At 64.2% G+C, this 21,738-nt stretch carries 24 protein-coding genes; 15 read left to right on the top strand and 9 right to left on the bottom strand.

What is annotated here, in order from left to right:
- Positions 1 to 167: 167 nt before the first annotated feature.
- The 6 genes from HDC94_RS09885 to xerC form a co-directional block, all read right to left on the bottom strand.
- On the bottom strand, positions 168 to 1,361 hold the full coding sequence (locus tag HDC94_RS09885; RefSeq protein ID WP_179497136.1) for an AAA family ATPase: 1,194 nt from the start codon (positions 1,359 to 1,361) through the stop codon (positions 168 to 170).
- On the bottom strand, positions 1,358 to 1,504 hold the full coding sequence (locus HDC94_RS09880) for a hypothetical protein (RefSeq protein ID WP_179497134.1): 147 nt from the start codon (positions 1,502 to 1,504) through the stop codon (positions 1,358 to 1,360). Before HDC94_RS09880 ends, HDC94_RS09885 begins: the two co-directional genes overlap by 4 nt.
- 179 nt (positions 1,505 to 1,683) lie before the next feature.
- Entirely contained in the window at positions 1,684 to 1,887 is a 204-nt protein-coding gene (locus HDC94_RS09875) for a hypothetical protein (RefSeq protein WP_179497132.1), read from the bottom strand.
- The gene (locus tag HDC94_RS09870) at positions 1,884 to 2,081 is read right to left on the bottom strand and encodes a helix-turn-helix domain-containing protein (RefSeq protein WP_179497130.1); all 198 of its coding nucleotides are present in this window, start codon (positions 2,079 to 2,081) and stop codon (positions 1,884 to 1,886) included. Before HDC94_RS09870 ends, HDC94_RS09875 begins: the two co-directional genes overlap by 4 nt.
- Before the next feature lie 390 nt (positions 2,082 to 2,471).
- Positions 2,472 to 3,338, bottom strand: coding sequence for a site-specific integrase (locus tag HDC94_RS09865; protein WP_179497128.1), 867 nt, complete (start codon positions 3,336 to 3,338; stop codon positions 2,472 to 2,474).
- Between the two features lie 33 nt (positions 3,339 to 3,371).
- The gene (gene xerC, locus HDC94_RS09860; protein ID WP_179497126.1) at positions 3,372 to 4,394 is read right to left on the bottom strand and encodes a tyrosine recombinase XerC; all 1,023 of its coding nucleotides are present in this window, start codon (positions 4,392 to 4,394) and stop codon (positions 3,372 to 3,374) included.
- 367 nt (positions 4,395 to 4,761) lie between these two features.
- Between xerC and HDC94_RS09855 the strand changes: the two genes are divergently transcribed.
- The 7 genes from HDC94_RS09855 to HDC94_RS09825 all read left to right on the top strand — a co-directional run bounded on the left by HDC94_RS09855 (position 4,762) and on the right by HDC94_RS09825 (position 10,681).
- The gene (locus tag HDC94_RS09855) at positions 4,762 to 5,034 is read left to right on the top strand and encodes a DUF167 domain-containing protein (RefSeq protein WP_308495691.1); all 273 of its coding nucleotides are present in this window, start codon (positions 4,762 to 4,764) and stop codon (positions 5,032 to 5,034) included.
- A gap of 83 nt (positions 5,035 to 5,117) precedes the next feature.
- The gene (locus tag HDC94_RS09850; RefSeq protein ID WP_179497123.1) at positions 5,118 to 5,909 is read left to right on the top strand and encodes a hypothetical protein; all 792 of its coding nucleotides are present in this window, start codon (positions 5,118 to 5,120) and stop codon (positions 5,907 to 5,909) included.
- A 109-nt stretch (positions 5,910 to 6,018) separates the two neighbouring features.
- The gene (thrS, locus tag HDC94_RS09845; protein ID WP_218870896.1) at positions 6,019 to 7,932 is read left to right on the top strand and encodes a threonine--tRNA ligase; all 1,914 of its coding nucleotides are present in this window, start codon (positions 6,019 to 6,021) and stop codon (positions 7,930 to 7,932) included.
- A 2-nt stretch (positions 7,933 to 7,934) separates the two neighbouring features.
- On the top strand, positions 7,935 to 8,504 hold the full coding sequence (locus tag HDC94_RS09840) for an HIT domain-containing protein (protein ID WP_179497120.1): 570 nt from the start codon (positions 7,935 to 7,937) through the stop codon (positions 8,502 to 8,504).
- Between the two features lie 56 nt (positions 8,505 to 8,560).
- Entirely contained in the window at positions 8,561 to 9,466 is a 906-nt protein-coding gene (gene pdxS, locus HDC94_RS09835; protein WP_179497118.1) for a pyridoxal 5'-phosphate synthase lyase subunit PdxS, read from the top strand.
- Entirely contained in the window at positions 9,456 to 10,052 is a 597-nt protein-coding gene (gene pdxT / locus HDC94_RS09830; RefSeq protein WP_179497116.1) for a pyridoxal 5'-phosphate synthase glutaminase subunit PdxT, read from the top strand. The genes pdxS and pdxT overlap by 11 nt, the downstream gene beginning before the upstream one ends.
- 23 nt (positions 10,053 to 10,075) lie before the next feature.
- A complete protein-coding gene (locus HDC94_RS09825) occupies positions 10,076 to 10,681 on the top strand; it encodes a hypothetical protein (protein ID WP_179497114.1) in 606 nt (201 codons plus the stop codon).
- On the opposite strand, the gene HDC94_RS09820 is transcribed toward HDC94_RS09825, so the two are convergent.
- Entirely contained in the window at positions 10,672 to 11,070 is a 399-nt protein-coding gene (locus HDC94_RS09820) for a hypothetical protein (protein ID WP_179497112.1), read from the bottom strand. The two genes, HDC94_RS09825 and HDC94_RS09820, sit on opposite strands and share 10 nt — an antisense overlap.
- A gap of 52 nt (positions 11,071 to 11,122) precedes the next feature.
- Here HDC94_RS09820 and HDC94_RS09815 point away from each other — a divergent pair, with 52 nt between their 5' ends.
- The 8 genes from HDC94_RS09815 to HDC94_RS09780 all read left to right on the top strand — a co-directional run bounded on the left by HDC94_RS09815 (position 11,123) and on the right by HDC94_RS09780 (position 19,816).
- Complete coding sequence (locus tag HDC94_RS09815) at positions 11,123 to 11,881, top strand: YebC/PmpR family DNA-binding transcriptional regulator (RefSeq protein WP_179497110.1); 759 nt, start codon at positions 11,123 to 11,125, stop codon at positions 11,879 to 11,881.
- A 4-nt stretch (positions 11,882 to 11,885) separates the two neighbouring features.
- Entirely contained in the window at positions 11,886 to 12,455 is a 570-nt protein-coding gene (gene ruvC, locus HDC94_RS09810; protein ID WP_179497108.1) for a crossover junction endodeoxyribonuclease RuvC, read from the top strand.
- Positions 12,452 to 13,057 (top strand): Holliday junction branch migration protein RuvA, encoded by a 606-nt coding sequence (gene ruvA, locus HDC94_RS09805; protein ID WP_179497106.1) that lies wholly within the window; start codon positions 12,452 to 12,454, stop codon positions 13,055 to 13,057. The genes ruvC and ruvA overlap by 4 nt, the downstream gene beginning before the upstream one ends.
- 1 nt (position 13,058) lies before the next feature.
- Positions 13,059 to 14,099, top strand: coding sequence for a Holliday junction branch migration DNA helicase RuvB (ruvB, locus tag HDC94_RS09800; RefSeq protein ID WP_308495690.1), 1,041 nt, complete (start codon positions 13,059 to 13,061; stop codon positions 14,097 to 14,099).
- An 89-nt stretch (positions 14,100 to 14,188) separates the two neighbouring features.
- Positions 14,189 to 14,617, top strand: a complete 429-nt coding sequence (yajC, locus tag HDC94_RS09795; RefSeq protein WP_179497104.1) for a preprotein translocase subunit YajC — start codon at positions 14,189 to 14,191, stop codon at positions 14,615 to 14,617.
- Between the two features lie 98 nt (positions 14,618 to 14,715).
- Positions 14,716 to 16,467, top strand: a complete 1,752-nt coding sequence (gene secD / locus HDC94_RS09790) for a protein translocase subunit SecD (RefSeq protein WP_179497102.1) — start codon at positions 14,716 to 14,718, stop codon at positions 16,465 to 16,467.
- The gene (gene secF, locus HDC94_RS09785; RefSeq protein WP_179497100.1) at positions 16,467 to 17,453 is read left to right on the top strand and encodes a protein translocase subunit SecF; all 987 of its coding nucleotides are present in this window, start codon (positions 16,467 to 16,469) and stop codon (positions 17,451 to 17,453) included. Before secD ends, secF begins: the two co-directional genes overlap by 1 nt.
- A 110-nt stretch (positions 17,454 to 17,563) precedes the next feature.
- Positions 17,564 to 19,816 carry a bifunctional (p)ppGpp synthetase/guanosine-3',5'-bis(diphosphate) 3'-pyrophosphohydrolase gene (locus HDC94_RS09780; protein ID WP_179497098.1) on the top strand — a complete coding sequence of 751 codons (2,253 nt, stop codon included), beginning with the start codon at positions 17,564 to 17,566 and terminating at the stop codon, positions 19,814 to 19,816.
- On the opposite strand, the gene HDC94_RS09775 is transcribed toward HDC94_RS09780, so the two are convergent.
- Both HDC94_RS09775 and HDC94_RS09770 read right to left on the bottom strand, forming a co-directional pair.
- Positions 19,803 to 20,342, bottom strand: a complete 540-nt coding sequence (locus HDC94_RS09775) for a hypothetical protein (RefSeq protein ID WP_179497096.1) — start codon at positions 20,340 to 20,342, stop codon at positions 19,803 to 19,805. The genes HDC94_RS09780 and HDC94_RS09775 overlap by 14 nt on opposite strands.
- Positions 20,343 to 20,433: 91 nt before the next feature.
- On the bottom strand, positions 20,434 to 21,663 hold the full coding sequence (locus HDC94_RS09770; protein WP_179497094.1) for a DUF349 domain-containing protein: 1,230 nt from the start codon (positions 21,661 to 21,663) through the stop codon (positions 20,434 to 20,436).
- Positions 21,664 to 21,738: the final 75 nt, after the last annotated feature.

The raw sequence follows: 21,738 nt of genomic DNA, 5'->3' as shown, positions 1-21,738 counted from the left end.
GGGTAGGGGGTAGCCGGGGTGCAGGCTGCATTCCTCGGTGGGGGAGTAGAGCACCGTTCTCGTGTTGAGCGAGCGCCATTCAGCGGCGAGGATTTCGCACGCCGTACAGCGGGGCGGGAACACTTCGCCTACGTGCCGATCACAGCGGACACCGAGGTCTGGATGCGTCATGAGGCCACCCCCACCGGGACACAGTTGGGGTGTACATACCCGTGCTCTGGGTCTTCCAAGGTGCAGGGGTTCCCGCAAACGACACAGGGTGTCTCGTTACGTAAATCCGTGTTGTCTGTACCGTGTGTATCGTTCGGGTAGTTAGACAACACACTCGATACACTCGATATACCTATTGGTAACGACACACGGGTGTATCGTCCGCGACCGGTGCGAGTAATCCGCTCCGAGCGAGTCAATCGACCGAGGTACGTTCGCGCCTGACTCTGGGGAATGTCCAACTCGTCGGAAATCTCCCGAACGGTAACTTCACCCTCAGCCTTGTTGACGTAGGCCAGAATCTCGGTCGAAAGATCCCCGAGCTGGCCGACCGCTTCCGCACGGCTCACAAGCTCATGCACCGTGAGGTTCGTTTCACCGATCAGGTGCGCCCTACCGACCACGGAGATATCGCCGTCATCGGTGGGCACATCGGCGGAGACAACCTCGAAAGCCAGAGACGGGTTTCTAAGGCCGTAGTTCGATTTGTCCACCGACAGAATGCGCTGGTCTGTCTCTTCGTCCACAGCGAGCAACAGAACGCTCCTGGCGATGTCACGGAACGCGTGTGACCCTGAAACCTTGTCTGACGCGTTGCCCGCACCCTTGCCGAAGTGCATCACCATGATTGGTGCGATATCGAGCTCAGCGGCCAGCGCGGCGATGGGGTCTAGGTTCTTCCGCACATCGGAGGATTTGATCGAGTCGCCCGACATGAGGCTCACGATGGGATCAATGATCAGTACCCGTGTGCCCCACTCCCGCAGTTGCTCTTTCAGGATTCGGAGGTCTTCGGCAATCGTCGGGAGGCTGTGCCACGTCGTGCCGTCCTCGTTCACCACTTCGACGGTGGAGAAACTTTGGATCAGCTCGAGGTTGGCCCCTGCCGCCTGTAGGCGCGGTTTCAGGGTGGTTGCTAGGTCATCCTCACCGGAGATGAAACCGACGCTCACAGGGCGCCCCTGGAAGTCACCGGGGAACGTTCCACGGGTGAGACCGGATGCCAGCCATGCGAGGATCGTGGACTTACCGATACCCCCACGGCCAGCGAGGATCGTGGGTACACCGATCGGCACAAGATCCGAATACGCCCAGTGCTGGCGACGTGTTGAAACGGACGTAAGCGGGGTGGTCAGAAGTGTGCGCGTCATGCGACACCCCCCGCCCAGAGTGCATCCGTGTGCGCCCTCATGAAATCGGCCGGCGTCTTGCCGTTCGTGTAGCAGAAGAACCAGAGGTCACGTTCCCAGCGCACCCGTTCGAGGTCGGGTGTGAGGGATTCGCGACCGTGCATGTACCCGTGTAGAAAAACCTCGTAGCGGGGACTGTCGGACCCTTGGCCGATACTCGACAGATCGACGGTCTGACCTCCCGGGAGGGTGGCTATTGCGGTAGACTGAGGCTTGTTCCGAGCGTCAGCAACCTGGACATTTGCGCCACCGTTACCAGCGGTGGCGTTTCCATTTGTGAGGCTCAAACGGAACCACCTCGCAGAACTCGGCGGACTTCTGCGACTGCATCTAGTCCGCCCTGGTTGTACGCGAGTTCGAGGGCAAGAACCTGCTTGTGCAGGTGGGCGCGTATGGCTGCGGCGTCTTTTCGGTTGACGGCCTCGAGACGTGCGAGCGCGTCAGCGGATGCCGCGAGTACGGGTAGGGGAATCTCAGCGTGGATCACGCGAACGCACCAGCCTTTGCTGGCTGCAAAGGCGTGGTCTGCATGCTGTCGATATCGACACGGATGAGATGAGGCCCGACACGCTCGGCCTGGATAAGTCCAGCCGCGATCCAGCGGCGAACCGTTTTGGTGCTGACCGAGTAATACTCTGCGGTCTCAGCAATTGTCCCCTTGCGGGGGAGGGTGGTGGACATGGGCGAGACTCCCGTAAAACACGAAAACCGAGCACACAGCAGATTCATCTGGAATCTGTTGTTGCCCGGCTCTAGCGTCTCGCCCTCAGGTTGTCACTGACATTGCCTGTTCGCCACGTTTAAGTTCGCTCGGCCCACTTTTCAGCCCATCCGGGCATCTGCCACTGGCATGTGAAGCTCTGGTCACTCAGCATTCGGTTTTCTCTCCGACGGTGTGCAGTTTAGTCGTAGATGACTTCGAGAGTCAAGCCCTGTCCGTGCGTGTCGAATGTCGTACTCGCGTCTGTCCCCCTAAGTGCGGACAACGCCCCGGCATCGTGGGAAGTGATGCCGGGGCGGTTGTTCTAGTGCGAGTAGAACTAGGCGTACGCACAATCTGGCGTACCCGGCTCATCTCAGCCGTAACGTTGGGAGCCGGTTCATCGAATCGGTCATGTTCCCGAGCGAGGGGCGTATGTAGTGGCGAAGGGTAGCCGGACTGGCATGACGCATTGCATGCTGAATGGTCAGCATGTCCGCGCCAGACTCAAGCAGCTCCGTAGCGAACCAAGCTCGAAGCTGGTGGGGACGGTGCGCTATCCCGGCCCGCGATATCGCTTGGGAGAGGGTGTTCGAGACGGACTTCGCGTTGATATGACCCCCGCGGTTGGGTCCGATACCAGGAAACCAGTACGAATCAACCGGGAACTTGGGGCGATCCGATTTTGCGTATGTGGCCACTGCCGGGTGCAAGGGCCTCCACACTTCCGAACCGCCTTTCGCTTCCACTGTGAGGATCAATCCGCGCTCCCAGTCGATATTTGCGCCCGAGGTCGCTGCGATCTCCACTGCACGGAATCCCTGATACGCCGCCAGCATGACCATCATGCGCGTGCGTCCATAGATGCCTGAATCAAGGAGAGCTTGGACTTCGCTCGTGGAGAAGGGGTTCGCCTCGATGCGCGGTGATTTTCCGCGCGGAAGTCGTGCCCCGGGGTTGTCCAGACGGAGACCTTCGTCCTGCATCAATGTGAAGAAAGTGTGGAGGAATGATTTGTAGTTCTGTCGGGTCTTCGGCGACAGATCTGGTCTGCCGAGCCACGCAACAAGCTCAGATCGCGTTGCCTCGAGTACCGGCTTCCCAAGAAATCGACCGAGGCTGCGGAAGTTGATCCTTCTTTCTTTGATCGTGCGCTCGGCACAGCCGACTGCACGCATCTCGGCCTCCCACACGGCGAAGGCCGCGCAGTCCTCCGCTGTCATCGTTGTCTCGCTCAAGTTCCCCTTCACGATGTTCCTTTCCGGCGTGACTCACTCGGCTAGGTCGCTCATGCGCCTAGCAAGCTCGGTATCTCGTCCAGCGGAATGCTGGTATCGCATTGCAGCGGCCACCGTGGAGTGTCCAATCCGCTCCTGGATCTCTCGCAAGGTTGCGCCCGTCTGCGCGAATTTCGTAGCCCCGTAGTGGCGTAGAGCGTGGAACGGCATATCAGGCCGTCCAGCGCGCTCCCGTGCCGGGTAGAAGTGCTTTGCGAACGTGGACGCGGCCAGATGGGTAACCCCGTCAGATGCCGGAAAGAGTAGGGCGTCGGGGGAGTCGTCCACGTGGTCGGCCAGATGCCGCGTGACAGCCTCGGAGACGTGCGGGGGGAGCATGACCGAACGCACCCCCGCAGCGCTCTTGGTCTTGCCGACGACAAAGCCCAGCCCCGTTGTGTGTGTGACCGCGCGAGTGACGTTGACGATAACGGTGTCATCCGTCACGGCCAGATCCTTGCGGCGTAGCTCAGTCAGCTCACCAAACCTCAGGCCACCCCACGCGGAGATGATCACGGCGGCCTTGTAACGGTCGGTGATCGCCTCCACCAGCACGGCCAACTCTGCCGACGTGGGAGGTTCGACCTTGCGCCCGGTGCTCGCATTCTGGGCACCACGTACTAGGCACGGGTTCGTGGGTATGCGCCCGTCCTCGAGCGCGGTTGCGAGGACCGATTTCAATAACCCGTAGGCGCGTGCCGCTTGTGTGAGACGTCCGGAGGCGACCTGTACTGAGTACCACTCGCGCACCATTTCCGGTGTGATCGCGTTTAGCCTGAGCCCGTCGAACGACGACAGGGGGCCGTTCAGTAGACGTTGGTACTCGACGCGGGTGCGGTCCCGCAGCCCCTCCCCGTGGCGGTTCGTGCGGGTGAGCATCCACTGTTCGGCGTACTCGGTGAATGTGCCAGCCCGTGACTTTTTCGCCTCACCCTGGCGACGGGCGAGAGTCGGTGACCAATCGCCCTTGACGATCGCGGCCTGTTGCATGGACAGCCACCCGCGCGCGTCGGTCATGTTGTCGAACGTCTGAGGGGCCGTGTAGCGCACGCCATCCGGCCCAACGTATGAGGCTTGGTGACGGCCCGAGGGGAGCAAGCGGAGCGCGCCGAACGACTCGCGACGCTTGCGAGTTTGTCTCTTCGGCATTCGATCCCACTGCCTTCCGTGCAATATCGTGCAATATCTCTTGTCCACTCGTGTCCACGGGTGGGTAACAGTGACGCTAGCATGTATTGTAGAAATCCAGTAGAAATAAGGCAGGACCGCAGAAATCCGGTCAGCTTTCAGTTTCGTGGAAACTGGTTCGATCCCAGTATCGCCCACCACACCACAGCGAAGGCCCCGGTTCACCGGGGCTTTTTGCGTAGTCGAAGGGATGCCCGTGCGAGTCACAGTCCACGTGCATCCTGGTTCCCGCCGCCCCGGGGTTGGTGGCGACTACGACGGCGCGCTCATCGTACGAGTCTCCGAGCCTGCGGTGGACGGGCGCGCCACCAGCGCCGTCGCAGCGGCCCTGGCTCAGGCCTTCGGCGTGCGGCGCTCGGCAGTGGAGCTCGTATCGGGGCCGACGAGCCGCCAGAAGCGTTTCGATGTCGAGGGCGCCACCGAGGAGCGGCTGGGCGAACTGCTTCGGAGCAAGGGCGAGGCGCAGTAGCGTCACTCCGCGTTGAGCGTGTGGCAGTGCGTCGGTACGACGGCGTTCACCCCGGAGTCACCGCACGACCCTAAAGTCGAGCGATGTTCCGCTATGTCGTGACGTTGGCCGTCGGTTTCCTTCTCAGTCTTGGCGCCGGAATGGCCGCCTCGGCGTCCACTCCGGAGACGATTCCGCTCGTCTGGCATTCGGTCGTCAACAAGACAACCGGTGAAGACATTTCGCGTGCATTCGGAATTCGTCTCCCGCCAGGCACCGTCGTCGAGGCGCGATACGGGCTGGCGAACCACGCGATCCCTGGTTCTTTCGCCACCTACCATGCTCGTTTGCAGCCGGGTGGCACGGAGATACTCGGGCTCGAGGTGAGCAGCCAATTCGTCTCACTGACATACACGATCCCTGAGTTGCCCAACGGCGAATACTCCGTCGTCATCACGACGGACGAAACCCCGACCCAGCCCGCCTATAGCCTGGGCGGTTTCTCCTGGGTGGTAGCTGGCGCGGTGACCGAGCACTTGGATCCCTGTGACCATCCCGAGATCTACGGTCCGGACCCGTGCGGCCGGGATGCGCCACCTGAGCCCGTCACCGAGAGTGCTGCGCAGCCGCCCTCTGACCCAGTTACCCCCGCGTCCACTCCGTCGGTCGTGGCAACTCCCACACCCATCAGTTCCTCGCCCATTCCGTCCGAAGCGCCAGTGGACGCGGGAGGGGAGGCCGACGCGCGCGAGTTCGTCCCAGCCGAGACCTCGTGGTTGTGGCCGGTGTTTGTCGCTGCCGTCGGCGTCGCGATCGCCGCGCTCATCGTTGCGCTCGTCGTGGCTCGTGTGCGACGGGAGGCCAGCTATCGCAGACTGGCGAAGCGGGTCGACTAGCGTTCCTTACGGTAATCCATCTCGCGCAAAGTAGGCATCCGGACGCCACTAAAGTTGTGGGGTGAGTAAGACCGGATTCGACCTGTTCTCTGACCGCTCCGTCGTCGCCATGCGCGTCAACGGTGAGTTGAAGGATCTCGCTGCCGTCACGGCCGAGACTGACACCGTGGAGCCGGTGACAATCGATTCGCCCGATGGCCTCAACATCCTTCGTCACTCCGCGGCGCACGTGATGGCGCAGGCGGTGCAGACAATCAACCCCGAGGCCAAGCTCGGGATCGGTCCGCCGGTCGAGGACGGCTTCTACTACGACTTCGACGTGGAGGAGCCCTTCACGCCCGAGGACCTGAAGGCCATCGACAAGGCGATGGATCGAATTATCCGCCAGGGCCAGCGGTTCCAGCGTCGAGTCGTCACCGAGGATGAGGCGCGCGCAGAGCTCGCGGGTGAGCCGTACAAGCTCGAACTCATCGGACTCAAGGGCAAGGAGACCGGCACCGCCCAGTTCGAAGACGGTGAGTCTGTAGAGATCGGCGGCAGTGAGCTCACGATCTACGACAACGTTGACGGCAAGACCGGCGAGGTCTACTGGAAGGACCTCTGCCGGGGACCGCACCTGCCGAACACTCGCATGATCGGCAACGGCTGGGCGCTCCTCCGCAATGCTGCGGCCTACTGGCGCGGTTCGGAAAAGAACAAGCAGCTCCAGCGCATCTACGGCACGGCCTGGCCGACCAAGGATGAGCTGCGCGCGTATCAGGAGCGCCAGGCCGAGGCGGCCAAGCGCGACCACCGCAAGCTCGGTGCGGAGCTCGATCTGTTCTCGTTCCCCGAGGAGATCGGCTCGGGTCTCGCGGTTTTCCACCCCAAGGGCGGAATCATCCGCGCCGAGATCGAGAACTACATGCGCGAGCGCCTCCGCTCCCACGACTACGAACTCGTCAACACCCCCCACATCACGAAGAAGCACCTCTTCGAGACCAGCCAGCACCTGAACTGGTATCGCGAGGGGATGTTCCCTCCTATGCACCTCGACGAGGAGGTGGATGCCGAGGGCAACATCACGCGGCAGGGTCAGGACTACTACCTCAAGCCCATGAACTGCCCGATGCACAACCTCATCTATCGGGCACGCGGCCGCAGCTATCGCGAATTGCCCCTCAGGCTCGCCGAGTTCGGCACCGTCTACCGCTACGAGAAGAGCGGAACCCTCCAGGGCCTCACCCGCGTGCGCGGTCTCACCCAGGACGACGCGCACATCTACGTGACCCAGGACCAGGTGAAGACCGAGATCGCGAGCCAGCTCGATTTCGTGTTCGAGACCCTCCGCGGTTACGGATTGACCGACTTCTATCTCGAGCTCTCAACGCGCGACCCCGACAAGTCGGTGGGCACGGACGAGCAGTGGGAGGAGGCGACCGAAACGCTCCGCGAGGTTGCGATCGATTCCGGTCTTGAACTCGTCGCGGACCCCGGTGGTGCAGCGTTCTACGGCCCGAAGATCTCTGTTCAGGCGCGCGACGCGATCGGTCGCACCTGGCAGCTGTCCACGGTCCAGCTCGACTTCAACCAGCCGGAGCTCTTCGAGCTCGAGTACACGGCGGCAGATGGCACGCGCCAGCAGCCGATCATGATCCACCGCGCACTGCTCGGCTCGATCGAGCGCTTCTTCGCGATCCTCCTCGAGCATTACGCGGGGGCATTCCCGGTCTGGCTCTCGCCCGTTCAGGTCGTTGGCATCCCGGTGTCGGAGGAGCACGAGGCCTACCTGAGCGCGATCATCCGACGACTCAAGGATGCCGGTGTCCGGGCCGAACTCGATACCTCCAGCGACCGCATGCAGAAGAAGATCCGCACGCACACGCTCCAGAAGGTGCCGTTCCTGCTGATCGCGGGTGCCGAGGACTCGGCAAACGGATCGGTGAGCTTCCGCTTCCGCGATGGATCGCAGGAGAACGGGATTGCAGTGGATGCCGCGGTCGACCGTATCCTCGAGGCGATTGCGACCAAGGCCCAGGTGTAGTCGTGCGCGACTACGACGGCGAGGAACTGGGGCCGGGCGAACCGGCGAGCAGTTTCGCGGCCGTGCCGGATGCCTTCCAGCGGCTCTGGACGCCGTACCGGATCGCCTACATCAAGTCGAACTCCGAGCAGGAGCCTGGCGCCGACGGATGTCCGTTCTGTGTGGCTCCCACGCTTCCCGACGAGCAGGCACTCATCGTCCATCGCGGGGTGCACGCGTACGTGCTGCTGAACCTGTACCCCTACAACAGCGGCCACGTGCTTGTCTGTCCCTACCGGCATGTTGCAACGTATGACGAGGCGACACCCGAGGAGGTCGCGGAGATCGGTAGCCTGACTCAGGTCGCGATGCGCGTGCTCACTGAGACTGCGCAATGCCACGGCTTCAACATCGGCATGAACCAGGGCAGGATCGCGGGTGCTGGTGTCGCGGAGCACCTGCACCAGCACATCGTGCCGAGGTGGGCCCTCGACTCCAACTTCTTCCCGATCATCGCCGGCACCAAGGCCGTACCCCGCCTCCTCGGCGAGGTGCGGGCCGAGCTCGCGGAGGCCTGGCCCGCCGAGGCGTAGCCTCGAGCCGCGCATCCAGTCAATCCGCTCCACCACGCAACGTAGAATCAAGGATCATGGGCACGAACAGCACTGAAACCGACCACCTGGGCACCACTCGCGTCAAGCGAGGGCTCGCAGAGATGCTCAAGGGCGGTGTGATCATGGACGTCGTGACCGCCGACCAGGCGAAGATCGCCGAGGATGCCGGTGCCGTTGCCGTCATGGCTCTCGAGCGAGTGCCGGCGGACATCCGCTCCCAGGGCGGCGTCGCACGCATGAGCGACCCGGACCTCATCGAGCAGATCATCTCGGCCGTGTCCATTCCCGTGATGGCGAAGGCCCGCATCGGTCACTTCGTCGAGGCGCAGGTGCTCGAGGCCCTCAAGGTCGACTACATCGACGAGTCCGAGGTACTGTCGCCCGCCGATTACGTCAACCACATCGACAAGTGGCAGTTCTCCGTTCCCTTCGTGTGCGGCGCCACCAATCTCGGCGAGGCCCTCCGTCGCATCACCGAGGGTGCTGCGATGATCCGCTCCAAGGGCGAGGCCGGTACCGGCGACGTGTCGGAGGCGACCAAGCACATCCGCACGATCTCGGGTGAGATCAACGCGCTCAAGTCCAAGACCAAGGACGAACTGTACGTCGCGGCGAAGGAGCTGCAGGCCCCCTACGAGCTCGTCCGCGAGATCGCCGAGACCGGCAAGCTCCCCGTCGTCCTCTTCACGGCTGGCGGAGTGGCCACCCCTGCGGATGCCGCGCTCATGATGCAGCTCGGAGCCGACGGCGTGTTCGTCGGATCGGGCATCTTCAAGTCGGGGGATCCCGCGAAGCGTGCTGCCGCGATCGTGAAGGCCACCACGTTCTACGACGACCCCTCGGTCATCGCCGAGGCATCCCGCGGTCTGGGCGAGGCGATGGTCGGCATCAACGTGGCCGATCTGCCCGCACCGCACCGTCTCGCCGAGCGTGGCTGGTAAGAAACCGCCCGTCGGCGTTCTCGCCCTCCAGGGCGACTTCCGCGAGCATCTGGCGGTGTTGGGCGAACTCGGTGCAGACGCGGTTCCGGTGCGACGTCCCGAGGAGCTCGCGGCCGTGAGGGGCCTCGTGATCCCCGGCGGCGAATCCAGCGTGATGGACAAGCTCAGCCGCTTGTTCGGGCTCGCAGAGCCCCTGCGTGAAGCCATCAACGGTGGCCTTCCGGTCTACGGCACGTGCGCTGGGCTCATCATGCTGGCCGATGTCGTCGTTGACGGCATAGAAGGCCAGCAGACGCTCGGCGGGCTGGACGTAGTGGTGCGGCGCAATGCTTTCGGATCCCAGCTCGATTCTTTCGAGACGGATCTCGATGTTCCCGCGCTGGGAGAGCCGCCAGTGCACGCGGTGTTCATCAGAGCTCCAATCGTGGAGTCGGTGGGATCCGCCGTGGAGACACTGTCATCCCTCGACGATGGACGCATAGTCGCTGTGGAGCAGGGACCGCTTCTCGGCACCGCGTTCCATCCCGAGATCACCGGTGAGACGCGTTTCCACGAGTACTTCCTGGCGAAGGTGCGCGCCGCCTGAGTCTCCTGCGGGATCATGGGGGCATGAGACTGTATTCCGACTTCGCGCCCCGCCGGACCCGTCAGATCGTTGCCGATGTCATCGCTCTCGCCCTGATCGCCGGGTGGGTGTGGCTCGGGGTCACGGTCTACCAGCTGATCGGGCAGCTGGCCCAGTTCGGCAGGGATATGGAGAACGCCGGAGCTGGCTTCCGCGAGACCATGTCGGAGGTGGGGGAGAACCTCGGCTCGATCCCGCTCATCGGTCCCGGCATCCGCGTTCCTTTCGATGGTGCGTCGGGCGCGGGCGGTGCTCTCGAGACGGCCGGCCAGGGCCAACAGGACGCGATCAACCAGCTAGCGACGACGCTCGGGATCGGGATCGCCGTGCTGCCCATCGCGATGATCCTCGTGCTCTGGCTCATTCCGCGGGTTCGATTCATCCGGCGGGCGAGTCGTGCAAGCGCGATGGTTCGCGCGGGCGCCGGTATCGATCTGCTGGCACTGCGTGCGCTGGCCACCCAGAAGCTGTCCACCCTCTCCGCGATCGACGAGGACGCCATGGCGGCGTGGCGAAGGGGAGACGAGACGGTAATGCGCAAACTCGCCGCGATCGAACTGCAGGCCTCCGGCATCCGCCTTCAGGACTGATCGAGGCGGCGGTACCGAGGTCGCGCCCCGCGCGTCGCGCCGTAGCCGTCGAGTGCGCGGATCTGCTGCATCGTCGACACGGCGACCTCACCGGTTGCGCTGCGGTCGGAGGTCGCGGTGTATCCGAAGGTGAGAGTCAGCTCGGACACGGGATTCCCGTGCCGCTGCATCCTCCGAATGACGGCGAATTCCCACGCCTCACCGGCCGGACCCCACCGGCACACGAGCTCGTCGAGGTCAGCGTGCTGCGGTCGGTGCTCTGAGACGAACTCGTGCATTGCGCGAACACCCTTCACGACGGTGAGGGTGTCGAGCGCAACACCACGACTCTCGAGCACGCGGAGGAAGGCGCTGCGTGCGAACGAAATCCTGAACCATCTGGCTGCCACCCGCCGATGCTACGGCACGAGGGCACGGGAGCCCTTCGTTAGGATGGTGGGCATGTCAGGCCACTCCAAGTGGGCGACGACCAAGCACAAGAAGGCGATCATCGATCAGCGCCGTGCCAAGTCGTTCGCCAAACTCATCAAGAACATCGAGGTCGCAGCCAAGATCGGCGGCGCGGATCTCTCCGGTAACCCGACCCTCGTCGACGCGGTTCAGAAGGCGAAGAAGACCTCTGTCCCGAACGACAACATCGATCGCGCGATCAAGCGCGGTGCGGGGCTCACGGGCGAGAGCGTCGACTACCAGACGATCATGTACGAGGGTTACGCCCCCAGCGGCGTCGCTCTCCTGATCGAGTGCCTTACCGACAACAAGAACCGCGCGGCCGCGGATGTCCGCACGGCGATGACGCGCAACGGAGGCACGCTCGCCGACCCCGGTAGCGTCGCGTACAACTTCCACCGCAAGGGCGTCATCTCGATCACGAAGACCGATGATGTCACCGAGGATGCCATTCTCGAGGCGGTTCTCGAGGCCGGCGCCGAGGAGGTCAAGGACCAGGGCGGCGGGTTCGAGGTCATCACGGATCCATCCCAGCTCGTGGAGGCGCGCACCGCCCTCCAGGCCGCGGGTATCGACTACGACTCTGCGGAGTCGGAGTTCGTTCCGAGCCTGAGCGTGGACATCGATGCGGAGACCGCGCGTAAGGTCTTCCGACTCATCGACGCCCTCGAGGATTCGGACGATGTCCAGAACATTTATTCGAACTTCGCCGTGTCGCCCGAGGTTCAGGCGGAATTGGACGAAGACTAGGGGCATGACACGCAGAGTCCTCGGAATTGACCCTGGGCTCACGCGGTGCGGTGTGGGAATCGTGGATGTCTCGTCGACGCGGGTAGCCACGCTCGTGCACGTCGACGTCATCCGCACTCCTCCCGATCTTGCGCTGGAGGAGCGCCTGCTCCTCATTGCGAGTGGGATCTCGCGTGCGCTCGACGAGTTCGCACCGAACGCCGTGGCGATCGAGCGTGTCTTCGCACAGCACAACCTGCGAACCGTGATGGGGACGGCGCAGGCCAGCGGCGTCGCCCTGCATCTCGCGGCGGCACGCGGCCTCACGGTGGGGCTCCACACTCCGAGTGAGGTGAAGGCAGCCATCACGGGCTACGGTGCAGCGGACAAGCGACAGGTGGGCACCATGGTGGCTCGCGTGCTCCGGCTCGCCGAGGTGCCCAAGCCAGCGGATGCCTCTGACGCCCTCGCACTGGCCATCTGCCACGCCTGGCGATCCGGTGAGACTCGCACGGGCGCCGAGGTGCGCACGTTGACTCCTGCGCAGCGCGCGTGGCGTGACGCGGAGAAGAACCAGAGGAGGGTTGGCTCGTGATCTCGTCGGTGCGGGGCACCGTGTTGCACGCTGCCGGTACTCGTGCCGTGATCGAGGTCGGGGGCGTCGGTCTCGCGATCACGGTCACGCCCCAGCATGCCCTCACTCTTCGCGCGGGACAGGAGGCGCTCGTCCTCACGGCTCTGATCGTTCGCGAGGACGACCTCTCGTTGTACGGGTTCGGCACCGCTGAGGAGCTCGAGGTGTTCGACCTCCTGCGCGGTGTGACGGGTGTCGGTCCCAAGAGCGCGCTGGGGGTTCTGGCGGCCATGAGTCCGGCGGAGATCTCCCACGCGATCGCAATCGAGGACGACGCGGCGTTTCGCAAGGTGTCGGGTATCGGTCCCAAGACGGCGAAGCTCATCGTCGTCTCACTCGCCGGCAAGCTGGCGATCACAAGGCCACGGACGCCGGCAGGGAGCGCACCAGCGGCAGTGTCGGTGGGGGAGAGCGTCACAATCGCGCTCGTCGGGCTCGGATGGCCGGAGCGCGTGGCCGCCCAGGCCGTCGAGGACGCCCTCGCCGCGGCATCCTCGCCCGATTCCGAAACTGTTGCCTCACTGTTGAGGCTCGCGCTCGCATCACTGGGACCGAGGAGCTGACGTGGACCCCGATTCCGTAGTGCGGCAGGAGCCGGAGTCCGATCTTGAGATCGCTTTCGAAGGCGCGCTCCGACCCCGCTCGCTTGCCGAGTTCGTGGGGCAGTCGAAGGTGCGCGGCCAGCTCGAGCTCCTGCTCAAGGCCGCAGCACTCCAGAACCGCACCCCCGACCACATCCTGCTCGCAGGTCCTCCCGGATTGGGCAAGACGACGCTCGCGATCATCGTCGCGCACGAGAGTGATCGTCCGCTGCGCATGTCGAGTGGCCCCGCCATCCAGCACGCGGGCGACCTGGCCGCCGTCCTGTCCTCCCTCGTGCCCGGCGAGGTTCTCTTCATCGACGAGATCCACCGCATGGCACGTTCGGCGGAGGAGATGCTCTACCTCGCCATGGAGGACTTCCGCATCGACATCATGGTGGGCAAGGGGGCCGGTGCGACGTCCATCCCGCTCGATCTCGCACCCTTCACCCTCGTGGGCGCCACGACACGTTCAGGACTGCTCCCCAACCCCCTGCGTGATCGTTTCGGTTTCACGGCCCACATGGAGTTCTACGACGAGTCCGAGCTCGAGAAGGTGTTGGAACGGGCGTCGCGACTCCTCGACCTCGACCTGTCGCCGGAGTCGCGATCCGAGATCGCCCGTCGCAGCCGAGGAACTCCGCGCATTGCGAATCGTCTGCTGCGCAGAGTGCGCGACTACGCGCTCGTTCACGGCGGCGGCCCGACGCTGTCGTCGGTGCGGGCTGCGCTCGAGCTCTACGAGGTGGACGAACTCGGGCTTGACCGACTCGACCGTGCCGTCATGAACACTGTTCTCCTTCGGTTCGGCGGTGGCCCGGTCGGGCTGAGCACCCTTGCGGTCTCAGTGGGGGAGGAGGCGGAGACCGTCGAGTCCGTTGTCGAGCCCTTCCTCGTGCGGATCGGCCTTCTCACGCGCACACCGCGGGGCAGGGTAGCCACGCGTGAAGCCTGGCGACATTTCAAGCTCCAGCCGCCGGCCTCGGCAACCGGAACGCCTGGTCTCTTCGGTGATGACTTATGATTAGGGGCGGTTGCGCAGATAACTCGACTTAGACTTGCGAACCGTAACTCGGCCGAGTGCCGGAGAACTTCACCTGGAAGGTGCCCCTCATGGATCCGTTAACTATTGGAATGCTCGCCATCCTGGCGGTGCTCGTGTTCTTCATGTTCCGAAACAGCCGCAAGCGCAAGCAGCAGGCGGAAGAGCTGCAGACCAAGATGGTTCCGGGTGCTCGCGTCATGACCAGCTTCGGCCTCTTCGCCACTCTCGTCTCGGTGGATGACATCACGAACGAAGCTGTTCTCGAGGTCAGTCCTGGTGTGCTCGTGACTGTGCACAAGCAGACTCTCGCGAAGACCGTTGACGTCGCCGAGGGTGAGCCGGGCGAGCCCCGCTCAGTCGAGGAGGCAATGGAGATCGCAAACCGCGAGGCTGCCGAGCGCGAGGCCGCAGCAGCCGCCGAGAGCGACGAGCCCGCCTATGGTGAGCGTGTCGAGCCGGAGAAGAAGCCCGGTTCGTCAAAGAAGGCCTCCGAGTAGCACTAGCCTTGGTTGCTGGCCCCGCAGTGCGGAGCCAGCACTTCACGGTGGGCACGCGACGAAGCGTCCCGCAACGCACAGAAAGCTGAGACATCCCAGTGGCACGATCTACACCCGTCCGAAAGGCGTGGCGTTCACTCACCTGGCTAGGCGTCATCATCGTGGGCCTCATCGCCATCAACGGCGCCGGAGTGCTGTGGGGTGGAGGCTCGTGGGTCCCGAAACTCGCGCTCGACCTTGAGGGTGGAACGCAGATCATCCTGGCTCCCCGGCTCGAGAGCGGGGAGACCGTCTCACCGGAGCAACTCGACCAGGCTGTGTCGATCATCCGTCAGCGTATCGACGCGAGCGGTGTCTCCGAGGCGGAGATCAGCACGCAGGGCTCGCAGAACATCGTTGTCGCGATCCCTGGTGTGCCCGACGATGAGACGATCGCCCGCATCGAGTCCTCGGCAAAGCTCGAGTTCCGTCCCGTGATCTTCACGGATGCTGCAGCGAACAGTTCCGTCGGTGGGGACGACTCGACGGCCTCGCCGTCGCCGACACCCGAGGCGGAGAACCCCGAACCGCTCTCGACAGAGCTGACCGCGTCCCCGACGGACGCGAGTGACCCCAGCTGGGTGTCGCCCGCGCTTCTCGATGAGTTCCAGAACTTCGATTGCTCCACGCTCGAGGAGAGCAACGCGAACGTTGCCCCGGCCGACCAGCCCCTCGTGACGTGCAGCACGGACGGCATCGAGAAGTTCATCCTCGGCCCGGTCGAGGTCACGGGCGAGGAGATCTCGGATGCCACGAGCGGTCCGGTAACGAACTCACAGGGCGTGAGCACCGGCCAGTGGGGTGTCTTCATCACCTTCAACGAGCAGGGCACGCAGCAGTTCGCCGAGGTCACCAAGAGGCTCTACGGCTACCTCGGGACCGACCCCAACGTTTCTGACCCGCGCAACCGTTTCGCGATCGTCCTCGACGGCAGCGTGATCTCGGCTCCGACGACGCAGGGCGTCATCCAGGACGGTCGTCCGCAGATCTCCGGCTCATTCACGCAGGAATCCGCGAAGACCCTCGCCGACCAGCTCAAGTTCGGCGCCCTCCCCATCGGGTTCGAGGTCCAGAGCCGCGACACGATCTCGGCGACGCTTGGTTCATCCCAGCTGCTCAGCGGACTCATCGCGGGTGCTATCGGACTTGCGCTCGTCATCGTCTACTCGCTCATCCAGTACCGTGCGCTCGGCTCGATCACCATCGCGTCCCTCCTCATCGCGGCGCTCATCACCTACCTGCTCATCGCGATCCTGTCGTGGCGACAGGGCTACCGACTGTCGCTCGCCGGTGTCGCAGGTCTCATCGTCGCCATCGGTATCACGGCGGACTCGTTCATCGTGTACTTCGAGCGCATCCGTGACGAGCTTCGTGACGGCAAGAGCCTCGAGTCATCCGTCGAAGCCGGGTGGAAGCGTGCATTCCGCACGATCCTCGCGTCCGATGCGGTCAACTTCCTTGCCGCGGCGATTCTCTTCATCCTCGCGGTGGGTAACGTCCGTGGATTCGCGCTGACGCTCGGTCTCACGACGATCGTTGACCTTCTCGTCGTCTCGCTGTTCACACATCCGATGCTGCAGCTCCTCGCGAGGACCAAGTTCTTCGGTGGTGGGCACCGCCTCAGTGGGCTTGATCCGCAGGCCCTCGGCGCGGTGTACCGGGGACGGGCCCAGTTCCGCGACCCGGTTGGCGTTCCCGACACCAAGAAGGCGAAGAGCAGCCGTGAGGCAGCGCGCCGACAGACCATTGCCGAGCGGAAGGCGGCCGAGGCCGCAGGATCTTCAGCCTCGAGCGAAGGGAAGGACTCCTGATGGCAAGCTTCTCCCAGTTCGGTAACGACCTCTACACGGGAAAGCGCTCGTTCGACTTCGTCGGCAAGAAGCGCATTTGGTTCACCGTCGCCATCATCGCGATCGTCGTCGCCATCGGAGGCACGTTCCTTCGCGGTGGTTTCGTGCTCGGTATCGAGTTCACCGGTGGCTCGGAGTTCACGGTCAGCAATCCGGCCGAGGTCGACCAGTCGCTCGCGCAGGATGCCGTGGCTGAGGTTGTCCCGGACGCCGCCACCCGCGTTTCCGTCGTCAACGGGGGCGACTCCATCCGCGTGCAGACGGACCTCGTGTCCACCGAGGAGTCGCAGGAGATCCGCGACGCGCTCGGTGAGGCCTACGACGTCCCCCTCGAGGATGTGACCTACTCCTTCATCGGTGCTACCTGGGGATCGGACATCACCAGATCCGCGCTGACCGCGCTCGGCGTCTTCCTCCTGTTCGCCGCCGCGATCATGGCCCTCTACTTCCGCACCTGGAAGATGTCGGCCGCGGCGATCATCGCCCTTCTGCACGACCTCATCATCACTGCGGGTGTCTACGGCATCGTCGGATTCGAGGTCACGCCGGCCGCCGTCATCGGCTTCCTGACGATCCTCGGGTACTCGCTGTATGACACGGTCGTGGTCTTCGACAAGATCCGTGAGAACACGGCGGAGGGCACGTCGCGCACGTTCGGCGAGTCCGTGAACCTCGCGGTCAACCAGACGCTCGTACGGTCGATCAACACGTCGATCGTGGCGCTCCTGCCCGTGGCATCCATTCTCTTCATCGGTGCCGTGCTGCTGGGTGCTGGGACCCTTCGTGACATCGCGCTCGCGCTCTTCATCGGAATCTTCGTTGGCACGTACTCGACGATCTTCATCGCGGCCCCGCTCTACGCGTGGATGCGACAGGGTGAGACGATCGTGCGCAAGGAGGACAAGAAGAAGTCCGCACCGCGCACGACCGCTGGAGCTGTCCGCTGATCGCGGCACGCTGACGTCGCTCCGCATGCTGTCGCTCGAGGTCCTGGGCGCAGCGTGCGTCGCGGGATGCTCCGCGCCGAAGAACTAGAATTGGTTCAGGAGGTGGGGGCATGACGGAGACGGGACAGAGCACCGCTTCGCTGCGCACCCTGCTCCCTCGGCTGTTCTCCCGTGCCCAGCCTGCCGGTGCCGTCGATCGCCTGATCAAGACCGTTCGGATGCACCACCCGAAGTCCGACATCGCCCTCATCGAGCGTGCCTACACTGCTGCCGAGAAGGCCCATCGTGGTCAGAAGCGCAAGAGCGGCGAGCCGTACATCACCCACCCGGTCGCGGTGGCGCAGATCCTCGCGGATCTCGGCATCGGCACCAAGACCGTCGCTGCCGCGCTCCTGCATGACACTGTCGAGGACACCGATTACACGCTCGACATGGTGCGTGCTGACTTCGGCGATGAGATCGCCATGCTCGTCGATGGCGTCACCAAGCTCGACAAGCTCAAGTACGGCGACAGCGCACAGGCGGAAACGGTGCGCAAGATGGTCGTGGCGATGTCCAAGGACATCCGTGTTCTCGTCATCAAGCTCGCGGACCGCCTGCACAACGCGCGCACCTGGGGCTTCGTCGAGGAGGCCTCCGCCACGCGCAAGGCGACAGAGACGCTCGAGATATACGCCCCCCTGGCTCATCGACTGGGAATCCAGGCGATCAAGCTCGAGCTCGAGGACCTCTCTTTCGCAGTGCTGCACCCCAAGCTCTACGTCGAGATCGAAAGCCTTGTCAGCAAGCGCACGCCGCAGCGCGAGCAGTTCATGCAACAGGTCATCGACGCCGTCAATGACGACCTGAAGGCCTCCAAGATCAAGGGCTCCGTCGTCGGACGACCCAAGCAGTACTACTCGATCTACCAGAAGATGATCGTGCGCGGCCGCGAGTTCGACGAGATCTACGACCTCGTCGGTATCCGCGTGCTCGTCAATTCGGTGCGCGACTGCTACGCGGTGCTCGGCTCCATCCATGCCCGGTGGATGCCGGTTCCCGGCCGTTTCAAGGACTACATCGCCACTCCCAAGTTCAACCTCTACCAGTCGCTCCACACCACGGTGATCGGTCCGCAGGGCAAGGCCGTGGAGATCCAGATCCGCACGAACGAGATGCACCAGCGTGCCGAGTTCGGCGTTGCAGCCCACTGGAAGTACAAGGACCGCGTCACAAGTGGACGCGGTGACGACCAGAACGCATCGCACGGTGATGCCGACATGGCGTGGCTCGCCCACATCACCGACTGGCAGGCGGAGACCGACGACCCGAGCGAGTTCCTCGACAGCCTGCGGTTCGAGATCGGCGCGAAGGAGGTCTACGTCTTCACACCCCAGGGCAAGGTCATCGGTCTTCCCGCTGGTGCGACCCCCGTGGACTTCGCGTACGCGGTGCACACCGAGGTCGGTCACCGCACGATGGGCGCGAAGGTCAACGGTCGACTGGTTCCCCTCGAGAGCGAGCTGCAGAGCGGCGATTCCGTGGAGGTCTTCACCTCCAAGAACCCGGATGCTGCCCCGAGCCAGGACTGGCTCGCCTTCGTCAAGAGCACCCGCGCGCGCAACAAGATCAAGGCCTGGTTCACCAAGGAGCGTCGCGAGGAGGCTATCGAGCAGGGCAAGGATGCCATCGCTCGCGCCATGCGCAAGCAGAACCTTCCCCTGCAGAAGTTGATGAGCCAGGACTCGTTCGCCGAGGTCGCGGCGCAGATGCGCTACGACGATGTGTCCGCCCTCTACGCGGCTGTCGGCGAAGGGCACGTGTCGACGCAGTCCGTGATCGAGAAGGTCGTGACATCCCTCGTCAGCGAGGACGAGCACGAGGACGACCTTACGTTTGTTCCCAAGGCGCGCAGTCGGGCCCTGAAGAACAGCGACTCCGGCGTGCTCGTGCGCGGCGCTCCCGACATCCTCGTGAAGCTCGCGAAGTGCTGCACGCCGGTCCCGGGCGACGAGATTGTCGGTTTCGTCACGCGCGGTGCCGGAGTTTCGGTGCACCGCAGCGACTGCCACAACGTCGGTTCCCTCATGCAGGAGCCTGAGCGCATGATCGATGTCGAGTGGGCGCCGAGTTCCAAGAGTGTCTTCCTCGTGCAGATCCAGGTCGAGGCGCTGGACCGGCCGGGGTTGCTGTCCGACGTGACCCGAGTGCTCAGCGAGAGCCACGTCAACATTCTTTCGGCGACCGTGTCGACGTCCAGCGAGCGGCTCGCCCTGAGCAGGTTCGTGTTTGAGATGGGTGACACGACGCATCTCGACCGCGTCCTCAATGCCGTCAGGCGTATCGACGCGGTGTACGACGTGTATCGCGTCAATTCGGGCTAACGCACTCCCGTAGTCGTTCGACAGCCCGGCGTTTGTGCGGGAGCTTGTGGCGGCTCAGCTCGTCGAGGACATCCTGCTCGCAGACGCTGCCGATGCTTAAGAGTCGGCGGGTTGTCTCACGGTCCCTCGGGGACCACGACTCGGTGAACCGCAGGAGGTCTGCTGCCGTGCGCTGGGGGGTCGTCACCGCGAGCCCGGAGATCGTCACCGTATCGGCAGGACCGAGCACCACCTCCCGGATCACGACATGAGGGGTTGGCCTCCGTGTTACCCGTGCGTCGTGTGCGGTGCAGAACTCGTGGGGTGCTGGGGGAGTGTCGACGGCGCCCCACACCCAGGCCGCGGTTCGGCGTTCTGCGATGAGGCGATCGGGAAGTCCGTCGAACAGGGCAGCGGCCCGCTGGCGCTCTGTCGGGAAGTCGTCGAACGGTGCGTACCAACGATCGACCGCGACGAGCTCACCGTCCAGCCGCATGGCACTGAGCTCTGCCAGGGGCAGGTCCGTCGACGTGAGGATCAGGTGCATCCGCCCATCATGGACCTGCGGGAGTCCTGAATCTCATCGTCGTCCAACGTCGGTGGAGAACCCGAGCTGGGGATGAGACGCGGGCGATCCGCTATGACGAGAGGGCACCCAGCCACGCCTTGCGCGCGTCGAGAGCCTCCTTGGCGGCGGCGATCTTCTTCTTGTCGCCGCTGGCCTTGGCGTCGGCGAGCTCCTGCTCGAGCTTCGCGATCGCCTCGTTGAGCTGTCCGAGGAAGCCCTGCTCGCGCTGCTGGCGCTCGGGGTTCGACTTCTGCCAGTGCTCCTCGTCGAGCTTGCGGACGGCGTTCTCGACCTTGCGAAGACGATCCTCGATCACTCTGACCTGGTCGCGGGGTACCTTGCCAATCGCGTCCCAACGCTTCTGCACGGAGAACAGTGCCTCCTTGGCCTTGGCGCGATCCGTGATCTTCAGGATGCCCTCGGCCTCGGCAACCAGTTCGAGCTTGAGCTTGAGGTTCGCGTCGAACTCCGCGTTCTCCTGCGCGTCGATCTCGGACTTGGCGGCGTAGAGCACGTCGCCGGCGGCCTTGAACTTGGCCCAGAGCGAGTCGTCGATCTTCTTGCCAGCGCGACCCGCGAGCTTCCACTCGTCGAGGAGGGCACGGTAGGCCGGGATGCCGTCCGGACCCTTGGAAGCGAGAGCTTCGGCCTTCTCGACGAGAGCCTGCTTGGCGTTGCGCGCATCGCGGTGCTGGCTGTCGAGCTCAGCGAAGAATGCCCGACGGTGGGAGTCGATCGTCGTGCGCGCGGCACGGAATCGCTTCCAGAGGTCGTTGTCCTCGCCCTTGGGGAGTCGAGGCCCCTCGGTCTGCTGCTTCTGCCACCGCGCGAACAGGTCATCAACCTGGGCCGTCACAGTCTTCCACTGGGCTTTGGCAGGATCCTGCGCCGCAAGCTTCTCGGCCTCAACGACGAGGGCCTCACGTTCCGCGAGCGCGGCGGCGATTGCCGCCTTGGCCTCTGCTTGCTGCTTCTCGGTGAGCTCGGTCACGGCGCCACCGAGTGCTTCGAGGCGTGTCGCCAGCGACTGCAGGTCCCCGACGGCGTTCGCCGTCGTGACAGTCGCGGTGAGGGTTGCGACGGCCTTCGAGACATCAGAGGGGGATGCCCCACGCTTCACGCGCTGCTCGAGGAGCGTCACCTGGCCAGCGAGCTCGGTGAACTTGCGTTCGAAGTAGGCCAGGGCCTCTTCCGGGGTGCCATCAGGGTACGAGCCGACAGCCCGTTCACCGTCGGCTTCGCGAACGTAGACCGTGCCGGTCTCGTCGACACGGCCCCATGGGGTCTTCTGGTCAGTCACGTGGATCACCCTGCCTGCCTGTGCCCGGGCGGATGCTTCGGGCGGTCATAGCTTATGACACCCGTTTCACCCGGC

It is taken from the genome of Leifsonia sp. AK011 (genome assembly GCF_013410945.1).
Lineage (GTDB): Bacteria > Actinomycetota > Actinomycetes > Actinomycetales > Microbacteriaceae > Rhodoglobus.
Note: the sequence above shows the minus strand (reverse complement) of the source record. Positions and strands in the feature narration are given on the sequence as shown.